Annotated in this window: 19 protein-coding genes; 7 read left to right on the top strand and 12 right to left on the bottom strand. The window is 37.4% G+C overall.

The genetic code is table 11. The features are described from left to right. Positions 1 to 40 precede the first annotated feature (40 nt). The 3 genes from ESB04_RS07645 to ESB04_RS07655 form a co-directional block, all read right to left on the bottom strand. The gene (locus ESB04_RS07645) at positions 41 to 796 is read right to left on the bottom strand and encodes a DUF3050 domain-containing protein (RefSeq protein ID WP_129027145.1); all 756 of its coding nucleotides are present in this window, start codon (positions 794 to 796) and stop codon (positions 41 to 43) included. A 69-nt stretch (positions 797 to 865) separates the two neighbouring features. After that, complete coding sequence (locus tag ESB04_RS07650) at positions 866 to 1,717, bottom strand: DUF6671 family protein (RefSeq protein ID WP_129027146.1); 852 nt, start codon at positions 1,715 to 1,717, stop codon at positions 866 to 868. Beyond that, positions 1,717 to 2,688: a sodium-dependent bicarbonate transport family permease gene (locus ESB04_RS07655; protein ID WP_317127028.1), complete on the bottom strand. Its 972-nt coding sequence runs from the start codon at positions 2,686 to 2,688 to the stop codon at positions 1,717 to 1,719. Before ESB04_RS07655 ends, ESB04_RS07650 begins: the two co-directional genes overlap by 1 nt. Before the next feature lie 262 nt (positions 2,689 to 2,950). Between ESB04_RS07655 and ESB04_RS07660 the strand changes: the two genes are divergently transcribed. Continuing rightward, a complete protein-coding gene (locus tag ESB04_RS07660; protein WP_129027147.1) occupies positions 2,951 to 3,862 on the top strand; it encodes a LysR family transcriptional regulator in 912 nt (303 codons plus the stop codon). A gap of 243 nt (positions 3,863 to 4,105) precedes the next feature. Here ESB04_RS07660 and ESB04_RS07665 read toward each other — a convergent pair whose 3' ends face one another. From ESB04_RS07665 to ESB04_RS07680, 4 genes are all read right to left on the bottom strand, one after another. Continuing rightward, the gene (locus ESB04_RS07665) at positions 4,106 to 4,825 is read right to left on the bottom strand and encodes a hypothetical protein (protein ID WP_129027148.1); all 720 of its coding nucleotides are present in this window, start codon (positions 4,823 to 4,825) and stop codon (positions 4,106 to 4,108) included. Positions 4,826 to 4,829: 4 nt separating this feature from the next. Further along, the gene (locus tag ESB04_RS07670) at positions 4,830 to 5,603 is read right to left on the bottom strand and encodes a hypothetical protein (RefSeq protein WP_129027149.1); all 774 of its coding nucleotides are present in this window, start codon (positions 5,601 to 5,603) and stop codon (positions 4,830 to 4,832) included. 101 nt (positions 5,604 to 5,704) lie between these two features. After that, positions 5,705 to 5,998, bottom strand: a complete 294-nt coding sequence (locus ESB04_RS07675; protein WP_129027150.1) for a hypothetical protein — start codon at positions 5,996 to 5,998, stop codon at positions 5,705 to 5,707. A 21-nt stretch (positions 5,999 to 6,019) separates the two neighbouring features. Further along, positions 6,020 to 6,496 (bottom strand): YybH family protein, encoded by a 477-nt coding sequence (locus ESB04_RS07680; RefSeq protein ID WP_129027151.1) that lies wholly within the window; start codon positions 6,494 to 6,496, stop codon positions 6,020 to 6,022. 181 nt (positions 6,497 to 6,677) lie between these two features. Here ESB04_RS07680 and ESB04_RS07685 point away from each other — a divergent pair, with 181 nt between their 5' ends. The 5 genes from ESB04_RS07685 to ESB04_RS07705 all read left to right on the top strand — a co-directional run bounded on the left by ESB04_RS07685 (position 6,678) and on the right by ESB04_RS07705 (position 11,990). After that, entirely contained in the window at positions 6,678 to 7,577 is a 900-nt protein-coding gene (locus ESB04_RS07685; protein WP_129027152.1) for a sugar phosphate isomerase/epimerase family protein, read from the top strand. 3 nt (positions 7,578 to 7,580) lie between these two features. Further along, positions 7,581 to 9,278 (top strand): GMC oxidoreductase, encoded by a 1,698-nt coding sequence (locus tag ESB04_RS07690; protein WP_129027153.1) that lies wholly within the window; start codon positions 7,581 to 7,583, stop codon positions 9,276 to 9,278. Between the two features lie 48 nt (positions 9,279 to 9,326). Beyond that, a complete protein-coding gene (locus tag ESB04_RS07695) occupies positions 9,327 to 10,277 on the top strand; it encodes a nitrilase family protein (RefSeq protein ID WP_129027154.1) in 951 nt (316 codons plus the stop codon). 193 nt (positions 10,278 to 10,470) lie between these two features. Beyond that, positions 10,471 to 11,013, top strand: coding sequence for a hypothetical protein (locus tag ESB04_RS07700; protein WP_129027155.1), 543 nt, complete (start codon positions 10,471 to 10,473; stop codon positions 11,011 to 11,013). Positions 11,014 to 11,060: 47 nt separating this feature from the next. Continuing rightward, positions 11,061 to 11,990, top strand: coding sequence for an alpha/beta hydrolase (locus ESB04_RS07705; protein WP_129027156.1), 930 nt, complete (start codon positions 11,061 to 11,063; stop codon positions 11,988 to 11,990). A 225-nt stretch (positions 11,991 to 12,215) separates the two neighbouring features. On the opposite strand, the gene bla is transcribed toward ESB04_RS07705, so the two are convergent. The 3 genes from bla to ESB04_RS07720 form a co-directional block, all read right to left on the bottom strand. Further along, the gene (gene bla / locus ESB04_RS07710) at positions 12,216 to 12,971 is read right to left on the bottom strand and encodes a subclass B1 metallo-beta-lactamase (RefSeq protein ID WP_129027157.1); all 756 of its coding nucleotides are present in this window, start codon (positions 12,969 to 12,971) and stop codon (positions 12,216 to 12,218) included. 101 nt (positions 12,972 to 13,072) lie between these two features. Then, entirely contained in the window at positions 13,073 to 13,510 is a 438-nt protein-coding gene (locus ESB04_RS07715) for a DinB family protein (protein WP_129027158.1), read from the bottom strand. 156 nt (positions 13,511 to 13,666) lie between these two features. After that, complete coding sequence (locus ESB04_RS07720) at positions 13,667 to 14,023, bottom strand: winged helix-turn-helix transcriptional regulator (RefSeq protein ID WP_129027159.1); 357 nt, start codon at positions 14,021 to 14,023, stop codon at positions 13,667 to 13,669. 110 nt (positions 14,024 to 14,133) lie between these two features. Between ESB04_RS07720 and ESB04_RS07725 the strand changes: the two genes are divergently transcribed. Continuing rightward, positions 14,134 to 14,400 (top strand): hypothetical protein, encoded by a 267-nt coding sequence (locus ESB04_RS07725; RefSeq protein WP_129027160.1) that lies wholly within the window; start codon positions 14,134 to 14,136, stop codon positions 14,398 to 14,400. Positions 14,401 to 14,670: 270 nt separating this feature from the next. On the opposite strand, the gene ESB04_RS07730 is transcribed toward ESB04_RS07725, so the two are convergent. Both ESB04_RS07730 and ESB04_RS07735 read right to left on the bottom strand, forming a co-directional pair. Then, positions 14,671 to 15,009 (bottom strand): hypothetical protein, encoded by a 339-nt coding sequence (locus tag ESB04_RS07730; protein ID WP_129027161.1) that lies wholly within the window; start codon positions 15,007 to 15,009, stop codon positions 14,671 to 14,673. A gap of 190 nt (positions 15,010 to 15,199) precedes the next feature. Further along, positions 15,200 to 16,015: an SDR family oxidoreductase gene (locus ESB04_RS07735; protein WP_129027162.1), complete on the bottom strand. Its 816-nt coding sequence runs from the start codon at positions 16,013 to 16,015 to the stop codon at positions 15,200 to 15,202. Positions 16,016 to 16,055: the final 40 nt, after the last annotated feature.

The raw sequence follows: 16,055 nt of genomic DNA on the forward strand, positions 1-16,055 counted from the left end.
ATTCCCCTTATCCCTTCATATAAAAAATAGCATTCAGGACTTAAAGCAAAGAATCCCAGAGTACAGCCCGCATTTGCAAAGCTTTCCTCGAGGCTTCCAACACTTCATTCCATTTAAAGTCATCATCTCCACATAAATGACTAAGCATTTCCATGGCCAAATGACTGTGATGATCTCCATCAACCTCTATATGTCTTTCCATATAATATCTAAGAGTTGATACTTGCTCAGGAGAAACTTCATACAAGTTTTTCAACAATTGATGAAACATATCAGGAATTAAGTCCTCTCGGCCAAAAGTGAATACTCCTGCTTTCACATGAACGGGTGCATGTATGGCAATCTCAAAAGTGTACACTAAAAAAGCTCTAACCTGTGGTGGTAAAGCTGTTAATTGAATTGCCTCCTCAATGTTATTCCCTTCTTGGATACACGTAAGTAAGGCATCAATCCACTCGGTGGATGCCCCAAGGCGATTCATCGCGTTTTTATAAAGTTCAAAATGGCTAATCCTATGGCCAAATTCATCCACATCCGATTCCTCTCCCAACACGATTTCATTGATTAAAAATCGAGTATCAGCTGAACCAACAGGAAGCCACGGGACTTGAGTACAAGTCAAACTATTTTGAAGTGATTTCAACAAACTCATAAAGTCCCAAACAGCAAACACATGAATTTGTGTGAATTTTCGTAGGCTTTCTATGTCATTGATGGTTGAGTATATCGGATGAGAAAGCAGCTTATTTCGTTCCTCTTCCAATTCTTGCTTAAGAAATAGTAGTTGATTTTCCATAATAAAAGCAACGTACAAATTGTCCAAAATGTTTAGAAAAATTGAGTTTAAACTTACCAATACATCTACTTATGGATTGCAGAAATCACAATACATCGGATCTTCAAACTCTTTCAAATCTGGATATAAATTCTCCTCTTGATAACCACATTTTTTACATTGGCGAATCACTTTCAAAATGGAGGATGTCGGTTTTTGACAAAGTGAACACGGTAGACCCGATTGAAAATCGGTAATAGAGTATCCTGGAAACGCACAAGTAGGACAAAGGACCTTCATTTTTTCAACCAACTGATGGGCCAATTTTTCTATTTGCTTCATCCGAGTTGGATTATGCATTGCCCTCATATCCGTTTCTAATATACATTTGCCATACTTTTGGAGAAATTGATCGACTACCATATACAAGCTTTCATAACTATTGATCCCCTTCTCCAATTGGGAAAAATCTGGTGAACTATTTTTTACAATGAGGGCATGAGATGGGAATTTTATTTGCTCCAAAAACTCCGAAAAATCTTGGCCAGGAATTACTTCTTTCCAATTAAAATTGGTTTCAGTAGTAGTAGCTTGTACATCAATCTCTAATCCATTTTTTCGATCTACCAATACAAGTAATTCCGTTCCTCCTGGCACAAAGACATACTTCGGATGCGCTCCAAATGATCCTTCTGAGGCCATGGCTACATCTAGGCCATATAAATCCATGGCCCATTCACACTTCTTTCGGGCGGCCTCCAAAGGACTCAAGGTTCTCTCTATTTCTCCCGAAAATGTCCCCAATAAATCCGTATCAAGCTGATGGCTTGCCTCGTAAATAAACCCAAAAGCCTCCTGCATGACAGGTCCAATCACAGCCTCCTTGGCATGTTTGGTGGCAATGATTAATTTTTCTCCTCGGTACCTCTCTAGCCAATCCACTACTGAATAATTTGAAAAAAGATGGGCATCCCAATGGTAATGTTAAAAGGAAAGGTTACTCCCAAGGCCATCGGAATATAAATACCTGGATCGGCTTTAGGGGCCACCATCCGCATAGCCGCTGGAACGGCGATATAGGAAGCACTAGCCGCTAGGATAGAGAAAATCAAGCGATTTCCTTGATTATCTGTGATAAATTGACTCACATAAGCAACCATGGAACCATTGAAAAGCGGTAATAGAATGGCGAAGATTAAAATGAAATAGCCCTGCTGTTTGAAGGCCTTGATCCGACTTGCCGCTACCATTCCCATATCAAGTAAAAATATGGCTAAAAAACCTTTAAAAATATCTGAAGTAAAATGCTTAATACCAGCGGTCTGATTCGAATCAGAAACAAAGCCAATAATTAAGCTTCCTAAAATCATCAAAACGCTACCGTTTGTCAATGAATGTTTTAAAGTACTTCCCCACTGAATCCTTTCTTTACCGATTTCATTTTTATCGGATGGAAACAGGTTCATCAACAATAAGCCCATGATGATGGCAGGGAACTCCATTGAAGCCATCACGGCGACCATTTCTCCGCCGAACTTCAAATGGTTCATTTCTAGAAAAGCCACTGCAGTCACGAAAGTCACGGCACTCACCGAGCCATAAGAAGCTGCTATAGCGCCTGCATTATAGGAATTTAGCTTTATTCTCAAAATAAAAAAGGCATAAATAGGAACCAAACATGCCAAACCAAAACCAAAAATTAAACTCTTGACAATCTCGCCTGTGATACCTGTAGCAGCCAGTTCAGTACCCCCATTAAATCCAATGGAAAATAATAAATACAGTGCAATAAAACTTTTAGAGGCTGCAGGCACTTCTAAATCACTTTTCAGAAATTTGGCCAACATGCCTAACAAGAAAAACAGTAAAGTAGGATTAGTTAAATTAAAAATAAGTAATTCGAAATTGATCATTGTACTAATGGATTAAGCTTTTTCTCCCAGTATTCTCAGTAAATTTAATTCCATAAAAACGGCACTGGCTATGACCATTTTTTCCATCATGGGATCCTGTTCCAGTTTAATCAAATAAAACAGAAAAGCTATCGAAAATAAGTGGAAAAGAATGAAGGATGTTTTTTTGAAATTCATATCGCTCGTAAATTGAGCGCAAAGTAAATAGCAAGAATTTGATAATTTTTATTTAAGTTTATAATGTATTATATAAAATTAATTTATGAACTATACCTTAAATCAGCTGCAGATTTTTTTGAAAGTCGCCCAAACTAAGAGTATTACTCGGGCATCGGAGGAGTTAAATCTAACTCAACCGGCTGTATCTATTCAGATCAAAAACTTTCAATCTCAATTTGAAATACCCCTTATTGAAATTGTAGGTAAAAAGGTCTATTTAACAGATTTTGGAAAGGAAATAGCTCAATCTGCTGAAGAGATAATCGAGCAGGTATATGCCATCAATTATAAAATGAGGGCATTTAATGGACAACTTTTTGGGCGATTAAAAATATCCATTGTTTCTACAGGAAAATACATCATTCCCTATTTTTTAAGTGATTTTTTAAAAGAAAATCAAGGCGTAGAATTATCCATGGATGTAACTAACAGAGGTAAAGTTATTGAAAGCTTAAAGAAAAATGAAGTAGACTTTAGCCTAGTTTCTCTTCCTATAGAAGGAGACCAGTATGAATACATGGACTTACTCACTAACGAATTATACATGGTGGGGAATCCTGAACTAGTAGCACAAAATCCAGAATTCAACCAGCACCAATTACCCTCCAACCGTCCCATTATATTTAGAGAACCCGGCTCCGGTACCCGTATGACCATGGAGCGCTTTTTGGAAAATCAGGAATTTCATGTAATAAAAAAGATCGAACTTATGTCAAATGAAGCGGTCAAGCAAGCCGTTATCGCAGGCCTGGGTTATTCCATCATGCCCATCATTGGCATAAAAAATGAATTGCAAAACGGCTCTTTGGTGATTATCCCTCAAAAAGGTTTACCCATTAAAACCCAATGGAAATTAGTTTGGAACCATGGGAAAAAACATTCCCCAGTGGCCAAAGCATTTTTGCAGTATGTTCAAGAACATAAAGATGAGATCAGTCAGAAATACTTTAGATAAAAAAAGCCACACACAAAGTGCATGGCCTTTAAATGATTATTTTTTCATTAAATAAGTAGGACACGGATTATTCTCCATGTTGAAGCATAAACGAAAAAACAAAAGATAAGTTTTAATAAAATATCATTTAATTATTTAATGGAGGTTATAAAATAAAATTATGCAAATTTTACATATAACAAATTGATCATCAAAAGGTCTCCATTTGTTTTAAAATTTCTACCCAAGTCTAAAATCAAATCCCTACAAGCTAATAAATACTGAACTAAAAGCCGGAATTTTCACCGTTCCTTTCTTGACTGATTTCCCTTTTAAAGTAGGAACCTTATCCCCAGCTAATAATTGCAAGTCCTGACCATTCAATTTTACTTTCTTGGATAATAATTCATCCGAACTTAATTGATATATAGTTCCCTCTTGAGCAATTTGAATACTAAGTTCATCACCAGTAGGATTAACAGCCAAAATGGTACGTCCAGCAGCTTTTCCTTTCGTATTATGAACAAATATATCTAGTCCTTCCACCGTACTTCCCACTTCATATACCTGGTTACCCATCAATTTGCTCCATAAAAGTGCTGCCCAATAATTCGGTCTTGGATCATGGGTTTCTTCATCTAATAGGGCGTATTCGCTTCTGGTCAAAGTATTGTGCATGACCACTTGAACTCCCTTTTTGGCTAGTCTTCCTAACTGCTCCAAATACCTAAATGTATCTACATAGGTAGCTGCAATTGGGTTACCCCCACAGGCAGATTCGGCAGTTTCCGTATTCCAAATTGGCGCTTGTGGATTATAGGTATCACGTACTTTTTGATAAAAATCAAGACCCTTTTCTGTCTTACTTAACCAATGGGTGCTTAAGGCCTTCTCAGGGCTTTGACTGCCTCCACAGCGTTTAGAAACTGTACCATAATAGTGATAAGTAAATACATCAAATTGTGGCTCTGGCAGAGCTGACATAATTTTATCTACCAAAATATCCTGAGATGGAATAATTCCCCCCCTCCCCAGTTGAACCTGGTCCCAATATCTTCATGCGAGGATAATCCTTCCGAATTAGCTCTTTGAATAAACGAAAATCATGTGCAAATCGATCGGCATTATATCCCTTGGGAGCATCTCCATGGCTAGCATGGGAAGGCTCATTGAACATTTCCGCAGCTACAATCTCTCCTCCAATGGAATGGGTATAATCCATAATTGGTTTCACGGCTTTCGCACTCCATTGCCCATCTTTATCCCTAATTCCATCGCTTATGGGAAATGAGCTTACCAATTTCCCATGGACCGACTTCGTAAAATCCACCACCCCTTTCCACTGCTTTCTAGTTAATACATTTTTAAATCCTGCTGGAACTGAACTAACTGGGGGTTCATCGTTATCTTGAAAATATATCGCATTGGCCCAAGTACCGCTGACACGGATGTAGCTTGGTCCCAAAGCCGCAGCTAAATTTCTAAGCTTTTGCTGGTATAAATTAATGGGTTCTATTTTCCATTTCAAAGCAGCAAAGCCCGTTTTATTAGAAGTCTTCTTCACCGAATCTACCAACTTATAAGGAATCCAAAAATCTCCACCAATCACCTCACACATCTCTATATTATAAGATTGAAAGCGCTCGTCCACTTGGCCAATCCGCTTCATATTCTTGATATCAAAAGCAGAATTTCCTTGCGATAAAACGGAGACTGTATGACCCATCATCAGTAATGTGGTCAAAATGCTCATTCGATTCATGTTAGGTATATTGAAATATGAAAATTAGGGTACAAATGGGAAAGAAGTTCTATGCTATTTTTTACCCATTATTTTTAGGGTATAATCCCTAATCTTAGGTATTAATGGGACAAAAAATACTCAGCCAAATTTTGCCATTCATTATCTAGAGATACATTTGGGCGTGTTTTTTTCGCGCGATTGTACCAATAATCCGCATTCCACATATCCCCTTCTTTTCTATGCAAATAGGCATGTACCCATGCCGATTCTCTATCCATCAATTGATCCACTTGATCATGTGCCTTATCCCAATCTCCCTGAGCATCATACCATAAGCTTTTCAGTTGGACCGATAAATTTTTTGGAGGATTATCCTCCGTCAATGTCGCTTTAAAATCCTTTAAGTCTTTCATCGCCTATTCCATTAAAAACTGCTAAAATCCTTGCCTTTGGCCACTTAGTGGCATACCCGAATAATGAATATGTACAATTCTCCATTCGTTCTTAATCTTCCTTAATATCTGCGTTTCTCTTCCCTTTGTCTGCAAAGGAGTCCCATCTTTAAATTTGGCATCAAAATCCCAATAAAATTCCACCCAAGCAACGTTAGGGTATATATGTATCACTTCATCATTACTAGTCAAGTGTCGCTTTTGGAAAGTATTTCTAAACATCCCATAAAAATTATCTTTTACTCCTTTCCAGCCTAATTCATGCCCTTTGGGATGAATAAACGACACTTCTGGCACATCTGCCCAAACTTTCGCCCCTATTAAAGTATCCGCTTGATTAATAGATAATTTATAGGTTTCAATCAATTGCTTGATGGCTCGCTGATCGGTGGAATTACTTTGAGCAAATAGTATGTTTACCCAGCAAAGTAGCAAGGCTACGAAACAAGTTGTTTTCATTCGGTTTTATTTTTCCTAAAATTACATCCATTCCAATAAATCATATCAGATAAACCAAACAAAGCTAGAAATGTACCATTGAAATACAACATGATCTGAATTCTGCGGCTCATATTTCCTTCCTGAACGAGATATTCTTCTTAAATTATTTTGCTACATTTAGTCATTTCATTTCTAGGTTATGGTGTCAAATCGACGTACGTTTTTAAAGCAAGGTTCTGGACTGTTAGGACTAGGGATATTAACTGGAAATAAAAGCTCCAAGCCTCGTTTATCCTTTTCTACACTAGGGTGTCCCGCTTGGAATTTCTCCCAAGTCCTACAGCATGCCCAAGAAAATCATTACGCAGGTATTGAGATTCGAGGAATCAAAGGGGATTTGGATCTCCCCAATAACCCCATTTTTTCACCTTCGAATATTGCCTCCACTCGCAGACAAGTGGAAGATGCCCAATTGAAGAGCGTGAATTTAGGCTCTTCAGCCAACATGCATTTTCTGGATCCTAAGAAGAAACAAAGCCAGTTGGACGAAGCCAAAAAATACATTGATCTAGCCCATCAATTAGATTGTCCTTTCATTCGGGTATTCCCTAATGACCTACCCAAAGATCAAGCTGAAAATGAAACTGTTCAGGCCATCATTCATGCCTTAATTGAATTGGGGGATTTTGCTAAATCATCGGGCGTCAAGGTGCTATTAGAATCTCATGGCAAGGTGATTAAAAGTGACATGTTGCTTCACATCATGCAGACTGCCAATCACCCTCAAGTGGGTTTGGTGTGGGACTTCTTTAATATGTGGTCAGTCACAAAAGAGCCTCCAGCGCAAGTTTACCAGATACTCAAAAAATATATTTTACATACCCATATCAAAGACGCCATCGTGACTAGTTCAGGTGAAAAATACACGCTTCTAGGTGAAGGAAATGCCCCAGTCAAAGAAGCACTCCATGTATTAAAGCAGGGTAATTACCAAGGGTATTATAGTTTTGAATGGGAGAAACTCTGGCATCCTGAAATACAAGAACCCGAAATTGCCATTCCTCATTTCTCTAATAATTTTTCCAAATTCTGGGTCTAAACCATGAACACAAAAACTAAAAATACATTTGACGCCATTGTGATTGGTTCAGGTATCAGTGGTGGCTGGGCTGCCAAAGAACTGACAGAAAAGGGACTAAAAACCCTACTGCTGGAACGAGGGAGAGATGTGAAACATGTGGCGGATTATCCAACCGCCATGCATCAACCTTGGGATTTTCTGCATGGGGGTCTGGTCCCATTAGACATCAAAAAGGACTATAAAATTGCCAGCAAAAATTTTATTTTCTCCGAAGCTACGGCACACTTTTTAACCAAAGACGAAGAGCAAGCCTACATTCAAGATAAACCCTATGATTGGATACGTGCTTACCATGTGGGTGGTCGTTCTCTCTTATGGGGCCGACATACCCAGCGTTGGAGTGATTTTGATTTTACAGGTCCTGCAAGAGATGGCTTTGCGGTCGACTGGCCCATTCGCTACAAAGATTTGGCACCTTGGTACAGTCATGTGGAAAAGTTTGTGGGTATTTCAGGAAATGCAGATGGCTTGGATATTTTACCAGATGGTGAATTCATTCCACCTTATGAGCTTTCCTGCGTGGAAAAACATTTTGGACAAGTATTAAAAAGTAAATATAGCAACCGGCATGTCATCATTGCCAGAACCGCCAACTTAAGTCATGCACAAAAAATTCATCATTCAGTGGGCAGAAGTCAATGCCAAAACCGAACTCTTTGCGAGCGAGGCTGTCCTTATGGTGGGTATTTTAGTAGTAATTCTTCTACCTTGCCAGCAGCCTATCTAACCGGTAATCTCACTCTAAAAGATTATTCCATCGCGCATTCCATCATCTTCGACGAAAAGAAAAGCAAAGCCGTGGGGGTACGAGTGGTAAATGCCAAAACTCACGAGATGGAGGAGTATTTTGCGTCAATCATATTTGTCAATGCCTCTCCTTTAGCAACCAATTTAATTTTATTGAATTCCACCTCTTCTCGCTTTCCAAATGGACTAGGAAATGACTCAGGTGTTCTAGGTACACACATGGCCTTCCATAGCTATAGGGGAAGAATTACTGCAGAATATGATGGATTCTTAGACTTTCAAACAGCGGGGAAAAGGCCCACTTCTGGTTATATTCCTAGGTTCAGAAACGTTCAGCAACAAGAAACCGACTTTTTACGAGGTTATGCCAGTAATTTATCTGCCAGCAGGGTAATGGAAAATCCATCTACCTCACTTGGGGAATCTTTGAAACATTCTCTTTTAAATCAAAAGCTAGGAAATTGGCACATCAATGTGGGTATGATGGGCGAAACTATTCCGAAGGCACATTCTACCGTTCACCTGGACAAAAATTTGAAGGACAAATATGGTCTTCCTCAGTTGCGGGTTTCCATTGCCTATGATGACAATGATGAGAAAATGTTAAAAGATTTTCATCAACAATTTACGGAGATGTATGAAGCAGCAGGATTTAAAAACATCAAACCCATTGACACACAAAGATTGCCTGGAAATGAGAACCATGAGATGGGTGGAGTGCGTATGGGCCGAGATCCAAAAACTTCTATGTTAAACGCCTTCAACCAAATGCATCATTGTAAAAATGTGTTTGTTACAGATGGCTCTTGTATGACTTCTACCTCTACGCAAAATCCATCACTTACCTATATGGCATTGACAGCTAGGGCCGTAGACTATGCCGTGAGAGAGAAAAAGAAGCTGAATTTATAAGGCTCAAACATTGAGGAATAATTGAAACCTATTTAAAACACAAATACCTTGGAAAATATTAAGATTTCGACAGCCCAATTTGAAAATAAAAGTGGCGACAAAGCATATAATTTATCGGTTATAGAAGAGCTTACGAAGAAAGCCGCTGAAGTAGGCTCCGAGGTGATTGCCTTTCATGAATGTTCCATCACGGGATATAGTTTTGCGAGAAAATTAAACAAGGATCAAATGATCGCTTTGGCCGAGCCCATACCCGATGGAAAAAGTGTTCAAAAGCTCATTGAAATTGCCAAAAAATATGACATCGTTGTCTTGGCGGGACTATTTGAAAAAGACGAAGAAGATAATTTATTCAAAGCCTATGTCTGTGTGGATAAACATGGGTTAAAAGCTAAATACCGAAAACTACACCCCTTCATTAATCCGCATTTGACACCCGGGAATGAATATTGTGTTTTTGATATCAAAGGCTGGAAATGTGGGATTTTAATTTGTTATGATAACAACATCATAGAAAATGTTCGGGCTACTAAATTATTAGGCGCTGACATTATTTTTATGCCACATGTGACCATGTGTACCCCATCTACCCGTCCAGGAGCAGGTTTTGTAGACCCGAAATTATGGGATAACCGAGAGGCTGACCCAACTTCCTTACGTTTGGAATTTGATGGCATGAAAGGGCGAGATTGGTTAATGAAATGGCTTCCTTCCAGAGCTTATGACAACGCCATTTATGCTATATTTTCCAATCCCATTGGCATGGATGATGACCAATTAAAAAATGGCTGCTCCATGATTATAGATCCCTTTGGCGACATTATCGCAGAATGCCGTTCCTTGGAGGACAGTTTTGTCACAGCTACCCTTGTGCCTGAAAAACTTACCTTGGCCGGAGGTCACCGCTATATAAAAGCTCGTCGGCCCGACTTATACAAAAATATTCTAAGTCAAGATCATCATCCTGAGCAGAAAGTGGTTTGGTTGGATAAAAAGTAAAATTTGTCAATTCAATATATCCATCAGCACCATGATTGATTTTACCATCAACTCAAAGATGCGTACTCCTTATTTCCATTAGTTTCAATTTGATAAACCTTCTTGTGTTTATTAAAGATTTTATATAAATAATTTTAAAAGATTCGGATTATTTGCACTTTTGTCCCTAGCTAATCAAAAAACCCTTTACAAAATGAAAAATGTCTACGCTTTCCTATTTGTTTCTTTGTTGTGCTTAAGCTTCCAAGTTTCAGCACAATATAAGTCCATCAACTTAACTGCCGCTACGGATACCACCTACCTAGGTGATAATGGCTCTAAATCCAGAACTACTCGCTTACTTTCATTTGAATACGATACTAGCATGGATGCAGCATTTGCCCAAGTTTCCATGGATGTTCATCACATTAATCCTTTTGACTTACCTGAAATCATTGTTAATGGGAAATCAGTTCCTGCCAACATTTATTTCCCCTCAATGGCCACAAATACTAAATTTTACTTTTTCAAAGTAAAAGGTCTCACTGACCTAGTGGTAAATTCCCCAGTGGGCAATAACAACGCCAAACTCAGTTTTATTTTATCTGCCAAAGATATTTTACCTGGCAAAAATATAGTGAGAATTACCATTGGTAACCGAGCTATTGAAAACTTAGATGATTTCGCTATCACCAATCCTAAAGTAGAGCTGAGAAGCAAAGCCAGCTCCGACTCGTATTCTGATTACTCCAAATAAATAATGGATTTTTCTAGATAATTTTAGATTGAATTGAATAAGACATCATGCAAAAGTTTTTCAAATTTTTGATGCTGGTAGCCTTTCAGACCTTTGCTTGGAATAGCATCGCTCAAGATGGAACCATTTATCCGTTGGATGCTCCTAAAGAGCCCAATGCGATTCCATTAGGAACTGGATCTGTAAAGGACCAACCCGCTCCAGAAACCTGGTTCCGCCAATGGGGAGATCCTATGGCACGTAACATTTCCCAAGCGACTCTTACGCCATTCTTACCCGAAAAAGGTAAAGCCACAGGTGCAGCAGTTATCGTAGCCCCAGGTGGGGGATTTCGCTGGCTCTCCATGGGCAATGAAGGCTGGGAAGTAGCCGAAGCTCTAGCCAAAAAAGGAATAGCGGCTTTCGTACTCAAATACCGTTTATTCCCAACCGCTGAATCCTTGGAAGATTTCAAAGCCTGGATGAACCGTCCTCGTCCAGCTCCTGCCAAAACGGATGATCCCTCAAAACCTGCTACTCCTCCTAGTCCTTTCCAAATGGATCTGTCCAACCAATTAGCAGATGCCGAGGCCGCCTATGCCATGATCCTAAAAAATGCGCAAGCATGGGGAGTAGATACGCAGCGCATTGGAATGATTGGATTTTCTGCCGGAGCGGGTTTAACCATGCATGCAACTTTGAATTCAAAGACCATGAAATTAGCGTTTATTGGCCCTATTTACGGAGGAATGGGACCCGTAAAGGTTCCTGAAAATGCTCCTCCTATGTTTAATGTCATTGCCAGCGATGATTTTTTATTTAATTCCCAGTTTGGTATCATTGAATCTTGGTTCAAGGCAGGTAGACCTGTAGAATTTCATTTGTACCAAAATGGTGGACATGGCTTTGGTTTAGGTAATCCAAATCGGACGAGCAATAAATGGTTTGATGCCTTTATGCACTGGTTAAATGTAAATAAATTTCTTGTAAGCAAATAATCCACTCCCAAAATTTACAAGTTACCCTAAAAAGAAAGAGGTCCCATGGGCCTCTTTCTTTTGCATTAAATTCCTGCCAATTTTTCCTGTAAGCTCGTTCAAATTTTTCCCTAAGAATGAAAGAAAATGAATTGATTTGTTGACATAAACAACTAAGAGAACAAACAATAAGCTAAATTTAAACACATTCTATTCCCAAGTGTGACTTGACTAAATATTCTAAATTCACTTAAATAAGTCAATCGTATAATCCAGCAATTTGCTATCCCCAACCTTTCCATGACCTGGAACTACCCATTTCACTTGAGGAAATGCGTTTTTTACCTGTTCGACTGTCGAAGACCATTGATTCACATTAGCATCACCCAAATAACCTTTGGTTGCATTCATTTCCTTGATTAGACATCCCCCAAAAAGAATGCGGTCTTTGCTAAAATATCCCACCACATTATCTTGGGTGTGTCCCTCACCAAAGAATTTTACTAGAACTTTTTCTTTCCCCAAAGCCAAGGTTATTGAATCCTTAAACCCATATTGAGGAATCGCATATCCATTTTGCTTGGCCAATTCCAATGTCTTGAAATTTGCCCAAGAAGGGATATTTTGTTGGATAAAGGCATTCAAACCTCCCAAACCATCATCATGAAAATGGGTGGGAATAATGGCTTTGATCTTACATCCCAAGGTTTTGTTTACCCATTGGATTAACTCTTCAGCGCCTTGGTCATTGGTTGGCGTATCGAATATAATTACTTCATTTTTATCTCGAACAATCAAACCATTGCAAGGAACCAATCCAAAATCATTGGTTGGTAAATAGGAAATATGTTGATATGAATTGGGCGCTATTTGATTGATTACCAGGACTTGGGTTCTGTATATTTCTCTAAATGCTTGTTCCTTTGACTGCTGACTAATCCCTTGAAAGCACAATAATGGTAAGATAAATAAAAGATGCCATTGATGGAGGAAGATTTTCATAGTTTCAGTCTTTTGATCTAACTCATTTTTTTACGAAAGATGCTCCTCTATCTACCATGAAGGAACACTTAAAAATTTGGAAATCGGAGCCTTAAAATGATTTAATTACCTCTTTTTATGGATAGACCGATTTGTCCAGCATGATAGGCATTATGAAATAGAATATGTGCAAATAATTTGGCTTTGGAAACAGCTCCAAAAAATGGTGTATCAATTATATCTGACCAACCAGCATCTGTGGTAATCTCTATAATTTCTTCCATCATTTTATATCCTTTTTCTACGAGTTTTCTACTTTCCAATAAATCATTGCCTTGCCCAACATCTTGTTGGCCCATTGTGGTATTTTGAATCTCACTTGGTATATCAAAAAAATACCCAAAAAGTAACATTGTCTCCCCAATATGCCTATATATGAATCCTACACTAGAAGCCTGATTATTCAATTTTTTAGAAATATTCTCCTCATCAATCAAACTAAATGAAAAACTACAAGAATGAATGTTTTGGGCCAAAAGGTCTTTAAAAATATCTTTCATAACTATTATACAACTGGAGTTTACTTTCAATGCGGAGAAAAAATGTTACATGAAACAATTATATTCCTATGGCCTTTATTAATCCCCTTTAATTCGAAAGAAGCTTAAATGATAAGAAAATTGAATATTTCACTGCAAATAAATAAAATCAGCTATTTAAATCTGATCACAATAACCTTTCATGTCGATTTTCATATTTTGTCTTCCCCATTTATACATACTGTCAATAATGGGTAATATCGTTTTTCCATATTCCGTTAAATTATATTCAACTCTTGGCGGAATTTCCGGGAATATTATCCTTTCAATTATCCCATCTGATTCTAATTCTCTTAGCTGATTGGTTAGCGTCTGTTTACTTATTTCGGATATATTTTTTAATAAAATACTATAACGATTTCTGTCGGTTCTAATCATATGAATAATACTGGGTTTCCATTTACCACCAATAATATTCATACAAAATACTACGGGACAATTACCCGGTGTAAACTCTTTTGTTTTCCTCACCATTGTATTTTCATTAGTCTAAAATTATAGCCTATACACAAAAATATAGTGTATTTAATTTATTTAGTTAAAGGTAATAAGTTTGACTAATTATAAATTAAAACTATTAAAAAATGAACAGAATAGCCGTATTAATTACCATGCACTTTGATAACTCAAAAGGTAACTTTGAAGAGTTAAGACAAAAAGAAATGGCCCACATTATGAATTGGAAAGAAAACGAACTTCTAGATGGTTTTTTCATTAAATCAGATAAAGATGGTGCTATGATTATCTTCAAGAATATACCATTACAAGATGTGGTAAAAAAAGTTGAAGCGTTACCTTTTTACCCATATATGCAAGAGGTCCGGTATTTAAATTTTGATAAAATATTCTAAGATTTCCCTGAAAAATTAGGCATCCATCTGAAACATTGACTTTTCTTATTGGCTGTATCTAGAGTACATTCCATGAACTTATAAAACAAATTGATAAAAAGGGTAAGACTTTACAACTCTAACACTTTTAATTTCCATTTGCTCCCCTTACAGTCGAAAGCTGCAGCTATAATATGAACATTGAATAGGAAACAACCTGAAAATGGCAAGCTTGACATTATGTTAATTTTATTGCTTCAGCAAACAGATTTTTACTTTAATAATCATTGATTAAGTCTTATCATTCCTAAAAATATTCTTGTCCCAGTTTCGAAATTCATAATACTTACCTTTAGGTTCACCTGTCCAGCCATTAATTCCTTTTTTCTTTGGTAGATAATATCCGTGAATATATAATAAGGGGATGATACATAATGAAAGTAGTATCATTGCGGTTGTTCTGCCAAAATATACAGAGACGAGGCAGATCACTAATATTGTCAACATATACTTCCCAACTCTACGAATTTTTGGTGTTCGTTCTTCAAAATGACCCATTAGTATATTTCCCAAAGTATAGATGATGCTCACAATTGCAACTTCAAACCACAATGATTCTGTTACCTCCATGGTATCATGTTTTTATTAAAAATAATACAAAATATGCAACTACCCTAAACAACTGAAAGACAACAAAAAAAAGGCGACATTTCTGTCGCCTTGTACAGTTTTGCTCCCTTATTAATAAGTGGAATGTTGTAGCCGTTTTCTCTATTTAAATCCATCAAACAACACTTTATGTAATTTGGAGAACGTTCCCTTAAAGATTGTAACTTTTTCTAACTATCAAAAAGTATAGCTTATCAGAAAGCAATTTTCTTAGCACCAATAGCATAGGGCCAGGTTTACCCACAGCATATCTCATTTGATTAGAATTGTCCGTTGCGGATTTGAAAATCATCTTTGCTACAACTTCTGGACCTTCAGCATCTTTCATTACTTTTTCAGCAGCCTCATTAAACTTTTGAATAAACCCGTCATACTCGTTTGTGTCAGTTGGTTTAATAAATTGTCGACTTCTACCATAAAAATCAGTGACAATTGGACCTGGCTCAATGAGTTTCATTTTTATATTAAATTGACTTAACTCATAATGTAACGACTCTGTAAAACCTTCCACCGCAAATTTAGTAGCGTGATAAATGCTATATAATGGGAATGTGATTTTACCCCCCATACTCGAAATTTGAATAATCATTCCTCCACCATTTGGTCTCATATGCTTTATCGCTTCTCTTGTCACACGCATCAACCCAAAAACATTCGTGTTAAATTGTTTTTCAATTATTTCATCTGACATTGATTCAAATGCACCATCAACACCGTAACCTGCGTTATTAACTACTACATCTATTTTGCCAAAATCCTTTTGTGCTTGTAATATTGTTTGCTTAATACTTTCAAGATTAGCAACGTCAAGAGAATACTTTTTTACATTTGGCAACTTGTTGAAATCTAATTCATTTTCAGGGTTTCTTTGAGTTGCGATAACGTTCCAACCCATTTTAGCAAACTCGAAAACAGTTGCTTTACCTATTCCACTAGATGTTCCAGTTATCAATACGGTCTTTTTCATATTTCTATTGTTTTATTTTGAACAAAACTATTGCGTTATT

It is taken from the genome of Aquirufa rosea (assembly GCF_004118285.1).
In the GTDB taxonomy this organism is placed as follows: Bacteria; Bacteroidota; Bacteroidia; order Cytophagales; family Spirosomataceae; genus Aquirufa; species Aquirufa rosea.

Coding starts and splice junctions, on each gene's coding strand:
- bla (WP_129027157.1), bottom strand. CDS start 12,971: ATGAAAATCTTCCTCCATCAATGGCATCTTTTATTTATCTTACCATTA.
- ESB04_RS07720 (WP_129027159.1), bottom strand. CDS start 14,023: ATGGTGAGGAAAACAAAAGAGTTTACACCGGGTAATTGTCCCGTAGTA.
- ESB04_RS07670 (WP_129027149.1), bottom strand. CDS start 5,603: ATGAATCGAATGAGCATTTTGACCACATTACTGATGATGGGTCATACA.
- ESB04_RS07705 (WP_129027156.1), top strand. CDS start 11,061: ATGCAAAAGTTTTTCAAATTTTTGATGCTGGTAGCCTTTCAGACCTTT.
- ESB04_RS07685 (WP_129027152.1), top strand. CDS start 6,678: ATGGTGTCAAATCGACGTACGTTTTTAAAGCAAGGTTCTGGACTGTTA.
- ESB04_RS07660 (WP_129027147.1), top strand. CDS start 2,951: ATGAACTATACCTTAAATCAGCTGCAGATTTTTTTGAAAGTCGCCCAA.
- ESB04_RS07700 (WP_129027155.1), top strand. CDS start 10,471: ATGAAAAATGTCTACGCTTTCCTATTTGTTTCTTTGTTGTGCTTAAGC.
- ESB04_RS07730 (WP_129027161.1), bottom strand. CDS start 15,009: ATGGAGGTAACAGAATCATTGTGGTTTGAAGTTGCAATTGTGAGCATC.
- ESB04_RS07690 (WP_129027153.1), top strand. CDS start 7,581: ATGAACACAAAAACTAAAAATACATTTGACGCCATTGTGATTGGTTCA.
- ESB04_RS07675 (WP_129027150.1), bottom strand. CDS start 5,998: ATGAAAGACTTAAAGGATTTTAAAGCGACATTGACGGAGGATAATCCT.
- ESB04_RS07655 (WP_317127028.1), bottom strand. CDS start 2,688: ATGATCAATTTCGAATTACTTATTTTTAATTTAACTAATCCTACTTTA.
- ESB04_RS07735 (WP_129027162.1), bottom strand. CDS start 16,015: ATGAAAAAGACCGTATTGATAACTGGAACATCTAGTGGAATAGGTAAA.
- ESB04_RS07715 (WP_129027158.1), bottom strand. CDS start 13,510: ATGAAAGATATTTTTAAAGACCTTTTGGCCCAAAACATTCATTCTTGT.
- ESB04_RS07725 (WP_129027160.1), top strand. CDS start 14,134: ATGAACAGAATAGCCGTATTAATTACCATGCACTTTGATAACTCAAAA.
- ESB04_RS07645 (WP_129027145.1), bottom strand. CDS start 796: ATGGAAAATCAACTACTATTTCTTAAGCAAGAATTGGAAGAGGAACGA.
- ESB04_RS07665 (WP_129027148.1), bottom strand. CDS start 4,825: ATGTCAGCTCTGCCAGAGCCACAATTTGATGTATTTACTTATCACTAT.
- ESB04_RS07680 (WP_129027151.1), bottom strand. CDS start 6,496: ATGAAAACAACTTGTTTCGTAGCCTTGCTACTTTGCTGGGTAAACATA.